This is a genomic window from Brevibacillus centrosporus, assembly GCF_003710815.1.
Taxonomy (GTDB): domain Bacteria; phylum Bacillota; class Bacilli; order Brevibacillales; family Brevibacillaceae; genus Brevibacillus; species Brevibacillus centrosporus.
The window spans coordinates 1-4,970 of the sequence record NZ_RHHP01000019.1 but is presented as its reverse complement, the minus strand read 5'-3'; the positions used below and the strand labels follow the sequence as shown (position 1 = coordinate 4,970).

8 protein-coding genes are annotated in these 4,970 nt (G+C 45.0%); 5 read left to right on the top strand and 3 right to left on the bottom strand.

Translation table 11 applies throughout. The features are described from left to right. Positions 1–402, bottom strand: a 402-nt coding sequence (locus EDM55_RS17075; RefSeq protein WP_259676091.1) for a BRO-N domain-containing protein, incomplete at its 3' end; no start/stop codon positions are given. 184 nt (positions 403–586) lie between these two features. Then, positions 587–814 (bottom strand): helix-turn-helix transcriptional regulator, encoded by a 228-nt coding sequence (locus EDM55_RS17070; protein ID WP_122960881.1) that lies wholly within the window; start codon positions 812–814, stop codon positions 587–589. Between the two features lie 131 nt (positions 815–945). Between EDM55_RS17070 and EDM55_RS17065 the strand changes: the two genes are divergently transcribed. Together EDM55_RS17065 and EDM55_RS17060 are read left to right on the top strand one after the other, a co-directional pair. After that, entirely contained in the window at positions 946–1,377 is a 432-nt protein-coding gene (locus tag EDM55_RS17065) for a helix-turn-helix domain-containing protein (protein WP_122960880.1), read from the top strand. 59 nt (positions 1,378–1,436) lie between these two features. Next, positions 1,437–1,862 carry an ImmA/IrrE family metallo-endopeptidase gene (locus EDM55_RS17060; protein ID WP_170184551.1) on the top strand — a complete coding sequence of 142 codons (426 nt, stop codon included), beginning with the start codon at positions 1,437–1,439 and terminating at the stop codon, positions 1,860–1,862. A gap of 28 nt (positions 1,863–1,890) precedes the next feature. On the opposite strand, the gene EDM55_RS17055 is transcribed toward EDM55_RS17060, so the two are convergent. Beyond that, positions 1,891–2,058 (bottom strand): transcriptional regulator, encoded by a 168-nt coding sequence (locus EDM55_RS17055; RefSeq protein ID WP_246071198.1) that lies wholly within the window; start codon positions 2,056–2,058, stop codon positions 1,891–1,893. Between the two features lie 390 nt (positions 2,059–2,448). On the opposite strand from EDM55_RS17055, the gene EDM55_RS17045 reads away from it, so the two are divergent. From EDM55_RS17045 to EDM55_RS17035, 3 genes are read left to right on the top strand one after another with little or no spacing between them, the layout of a single operon-like run. Then, positions 2,449–3,789, top strand: a complete 1,341-nt coding sequence (locus EDM55_RS17045; protein WP_122960876.1) for an FtsK/SpoIIIE domain-containing protein — start codon at positions 2,449–2,451, stop codon at positions 3,787–3,789. Beyond that, complete coding sequence (locus tag EDM55_RS17040; RefSeq protein WP_122960875.1) at positions 3,710–4,318, top strand: replication-relaxation family protein; 609 nt, start codon at positions 3,710–3,712, stop codon at positions 4,316–4,318. The genes EDM55_RS17045 and EDM55_RS17040 overlap by 80 nt, the downstream gene beginning before the upstream one ends. Before the next feature lie 12 nt (positions 4,319–4,330). Further along, the gene (locus EDM55_RS17035; RefSeq protein WP_122960874.1) at positions 4,331–4,756 is read left to right on the top strand and encodes a hypothetical protein; all 426 of its coding nucleotides are present in this window, start codon (positions 4,331–4,333) and stop codon (positions 4,754–4,756) included. Positions 4,757–4,970: the final 214 nt, after the last annotated feature.

Sequence of the window (4,970 nt, the reverse complement as noted above, 5' to 3'; positions counted from 1 at the left end):
GATGATGAAGTCGGGATCGGACAGTGCTTTCTCGATGGTATCTGGCGTCATGTACGCGCCATGTTTGCGAATCGTCGGTAAAACTTCAGTGGTAACCCATCGTTTGAAAGCTTTCGCCTTTGACTGAATTTCAGGACTGTTGCCTTGCTTGGCAGCGCCGAAGATCAAACTGTAAAGACCGGATTCATTCGTGAATTTTTTGTTTTGCTTTCTTCCCAAAGAGTCGATGACTGGATGGACCGTCGAGTCATCCTCATCAACATGATTGTTGATTGCTTTGTGTGGATCAGTGAAAGATAGTGCTTTAGCTGCTTCTGTACCGCCGAACCATTCAACTCCTTCAACGACGATTACCGGAAGCTCGCCAAACATTTGGTGGCTAAAAATTTGCGGTTTGTCCATTGTTCTTCCCTCCTTCGACTTGTTCCAGTTAAGCGGATTGTAAGTTTCATTTACTCACATTACGCAATTAACAATTACCATATAGGCATGCGGAATACGCCGTTTTGAAAAAAACGGAAATTTACAGTTGCGTAATCAACACTTACGTATTATAATTTCAATTGTCGGGAAACATAAATGAGGTTTACACAATACAGTATTCACCAGCTAAGTCTGGCCATAAATCATAAACAGTTGTCTCGAAATATGATGCCAGTTTAAAGAGCAATTCCACGCTAGGATTTACATAACCATTTTCGAGATAACGAATAGTTGTTTCCGTAACTCCAATGTCTATTGCGACTTCACGCTGGGTTTTACCTTTGGCTAATCGAAGCTCCTTAAATTTGTGTCGGGGTTTTTTGTCATACACTTTTTTCAACTATCATCACCTCCTCGACTGTTTGTACCTGAATAATATCACGCAATTCACAGTTTCGCAAGTGAGGATTTCGAAATTTTTAATTTCGTAGCTATCATTTATATTTGGGATGAGGGAAATTTATGATTACTATTGGTCAACGAATAAAAGAACTTAGGGAACAACGTGGCTGGTCCCAAGATCAACTAGCAGAAAAACTTGACATGAACAGAGCGAATATCTCCAATTACGAAAGAGGCATTATTACAAATATACCGAGTGATGTCATTACAAAACTTGCAGATGTATTTCAAAAATCTACTGACTACATTCTTTGCCGGACAAGCGATGACGGTGGTGATGACGTACCTGCTGCCCCTGATTGGGCAACTTCGAAGGATAAGCGAGACGTTAAAAAATTCATCGAGAGCCCCGAAATTTTATATTACGATGGGGTGAAGTTTTCCGAAGAGGACAAGGCGAAGATGATCGGCGTTATGGAAGCCATTGCATGGGAGGCTAAACGTCAGAATAAAGAAGCATACAAAAAAAGTAGAGCAAAAAAGAACTCGTGACTAATACAAACAAGAGTTATACGTAGCAGATTCTCCGAGGTTTTAGGGGGTACAAACACTTGGATATTGCGCGGCGGACTAAAAACTTAGTTAATAAGTATCGAACTAATTGTCCCTTTAAACTAGCCAAGATTCTCAATATTACTATCCTGTACCTTGATCTTCCAGACGGGGTTAAAGGATACTGCCAACGCGCTTTTCGTCGGAAATTCATCGTCCTAGACCAAAAGCTTACAGAGGATGAACAACTCTTCGTTTGCGCTCACGAGTTAGGGCACCTCTTGTTCCACAAAGGAATCAGCCATTATTTTATTGAACAGAGAACGTATTTCGTTGTAGGAAAATATGAACGGCAGGCTAACCGATTTGCAGCTTTACTCCTTAGTCATGGCGATGAAATCGGTCCTGGTGATACAGCAGCAAGTGTTTGTCAGCGAAATAAAATCCCATTGGAGATGCAGCATTTTCTTTCTCTCAACTTATAGCAAAAGCTCCGGTAAATACCGGAGCTTTTTACATTGTCCAGAAATCATCCTGCTTCACATTTGGGTCAATCTTTCTTAATGCTTGCAGGATCTTCTTTATCGTTCGAAGGTTTGGCGTATACTCATCACTGGATGTCACCCTTGTTATTGTCGCTTTATTTAGTTCTGCTTCTTTCGCAAGCCACTTTTGTTTCACTCCCCTACGATCAAGCCACTTACCAAGCTTTGACCTTTGCTTACCAAGACCAAACACCTTTAACCTCCCCCATTCATTTTGTTATTCTTAGTAGCCAGCATGGACAAAGAGCGCGAAAAATAAACCGTTTGGAAACTAAAAAGCGGAATTATATACAAGCAGCACCGCAATACATAGTACCAAGTCGAGTTCGCAATCGAGTTCGCGATCCAGTTCGTTTTACAGGCCGCGGTCACGAACAGCATAACGAACTCAAACATCCAGTCGTACCAATCCCCCATCGTCATTTTTTACAGTTCGCTATCGCCCCAACTGTTTCTAATGAAACACCCATGAGGTGGCGTAATCAACTTCTGCCATCTTCAAAAAGAAGGGAGCTGAAGAAGAAAAATGTTTCTCGAGATTTTATCGTCAGCGGTATTTGGATCGATCGCAATCGTTGCTCAATTAAAAAAGTCTGGTGCCTCAAATGACAGCGACAAACTGAACAAGATATTCTCGCTAACTGGCCTGAACGTGAAAGACAAGGAGAAGACGTACACAGCTCAGCTGCTGAAGAAGAGGAATTACGACTGGGGCACTGAGTACTGCTACCGTATCCCGTTGGGCCGTAGCTTCGAGGATTACCAGGCGAAATTCAATCACATCCAGGATGGGCTCAACAACAGGAAGACTGCTTTCAATTTCTCCCTAGCTGACCTGAAGGCTCTGGACTTCAAGCAGAATCTGCTCCAGCAGGTCCGCGACCTCCTGACCAAAAAGAAAGCCGCCAAGAAAGAGGTCGAGTTGAGTTATGACGGAACGTTGAAAGTGAAGGTTTACAACACACCGATGCCGGCCATGGTCAGCTACACAGATATTACCCTCACATGGGATGGCTGGAAGGTTCCTGTCGGCCAGATCCGTGAAGGGAATACACTCATTCTCCATGACTTCGAAAAGGTGCCACACATGATCGTAGGAGGAGCTACACGCTATGGGAAAAGCAACTTCCTGAACATGCTGATAACTACACTGCTGATCCTGCAGCCGGACAATGTACGCTTAACCTTGATCGATTTGAAAGGTGGAGTGGAGTTTTCCGATTATAGGAATTCGAAGCAGGTGATCCACTATGCAGAGGAGCCGGAAGAGGCCGAGGAAGCCCTGCAGGCAGTTGTGGAAGAGATGAGGGAGAAACAGAGACAATTCAAGGAGCGATCCGTGAAGAACGTGCAAGAAGCAAAAGATCCCGTCCGACACTTCATCATCATCGATGAGGTAGGAGAGCTAAACCCTGCAGAGGCCGTTACCAAGGATGAGAAGGCCCTCAAGGAGCGCTGTCAGACCTACATGAGCCAGATTGCGAGACTTGGGGCAGGTTTGGGCTACCGGCAGATCCTTGCCACCCAATACCCAACTGGTGACGTGATTCCTCGACAATGCAAGCAGAATAGCGATGCAAAGCTCTGCTTTCGGGTACAGAACGGCACAGCCTCCCGTGTGGTGCTTGACGAGACTGGAGCAGAGCTGCTACCTGAGATAAAGGGTAGGGCAATTTACCAGACTGCCGATAAAAGGCAGATCCTGCAGACTCCCCTGATCGAGAATAAAACCACCCAGCAGGCCATAAAGCCGCATCTTGTCATCAAGCCGAGAAAGGAGAAAGGCAATGCCGACGACAGCCGTCAACAAAGTGGAAAGGCAGGAGCAGATCCTGCACAGCCTGGAGCGATTCAGTTTCATGAGTAGATCGCACATCCAGCGCCTACACCGGCTAGGCAGTGTCAGGAACGCCCAGAAGGTACTGAAACAGATGGAAGAGTACCTACATTGCTTCCGAGAAGGGTACGACACCGTGTACTATCTGAGCAAGTTGGGCAGGGACATGATCGGGGCAAAGAAGCAAGTCAAGCGATCGCTACAGACCAGACACACGCTGATGAGGAATGACTTCTTCTTTTATATCGGCTGCCCATCGTACTGGAAAAATGAATTGAAGGTGACAAACGAGGGAAAGGTCATGGTCATCCCAGACGCCACTTTCCAGAAAAATCAACGTTATCACTTCCTAGAGATAGATAACACTCAGACGATGGCAGAGAACCGGATCAAGATTGAGCGGTACAAAGAATTCTTTGCAACTGGTCTGTTTCAAAAGCAATACCGGCATTTTCCCACCATACACATCGTCACCATCAACAGAAGTCGCATGAAGCGTTTCACAGAGTTGTGTGAAGGTTTGCCCGTTCAAGTCTACTTGTATGATGACATCAAATGAGGAGTGGTTCAAATGGCAAAGGTTCAAACAATCAAGTTTCGTGACTTCATGGATGGGACCTGGCGACAGCCAAAGAAAAGCGAGCTGAAGAAACTCACTGACACTCTTGTGAAAGCCGGAGTGATGATCCCATTAGCTATGGCTCCTGTCGCTACACACGCAAGTGCAGCTGAAAGCGTGACTGCTACAGCTACACAAGTAGTCGCTGGAACAACCCTGCAGATTCTTGCTCATGCTCTTGATCCGGTCACTCAAATCCTTGTTGCCATATCTCTCCCAGTAGCATCGATAGTTCTCATAGGCGGTTGCTTCTTCTTCATGTTTGGTCAATCTGAGAAAGCATGGAGCACCATTCAAAATGCAGGTCTTGGATACATCCTGATCCAGCTCTCCCCTCTTTTTATCAAAGTTCTCGAACAAGTTGGCAAAAGCTTGTAAATTAACTGGTTATATATTACATTTGTCATGGAAAGATAGTACTAGATAAGCACTAGAGAGGGGAACAGCAATGAAGTTTTTAAAAGTAATAGGTTGGATCTTCGTGCCATTTGTCATGGTTTGGTTTGGCTGGAAAGAGCGTGGGAAAGCAGGTAAGATCTTTGGAGTTGCTTGGGCTGTTATTGCTGCACTGATGGTACTTACTCCTAAAGAT

Excerpts from the sequence above, each read along its gene's own strand:
- EDM55_RS17065 (WP_122960880.1), top strand. The coding sequence starts at position 946 with ATGATTACTATTGGTCAACGAATAAAAGAACTTAGGGAACAACGTGGC.
- EDM55_RS17045 (WP_122960876.1), top strand. The coding sequence starts at position 2,449 with ATGTTTCTCGAGATTTTATCGTCAGCGGTATTTGGATCGATCGCAATC.
- EDM55_RS17040 (WP_122960875.1), top strand. The coding sequence starts at position 3,710 with ATGCCGACGACAGCCGTCAACAAAGTGGAAAGGCAGGAGCAGATCCTG.
- EDM55_RS17035 (WP_122960874.1), top strand. The coding sequence starts at position 4,331 with ATGGCAAAGGTTCAAACAATCAAGTTTCGTGACTTCATGGATGGGACC.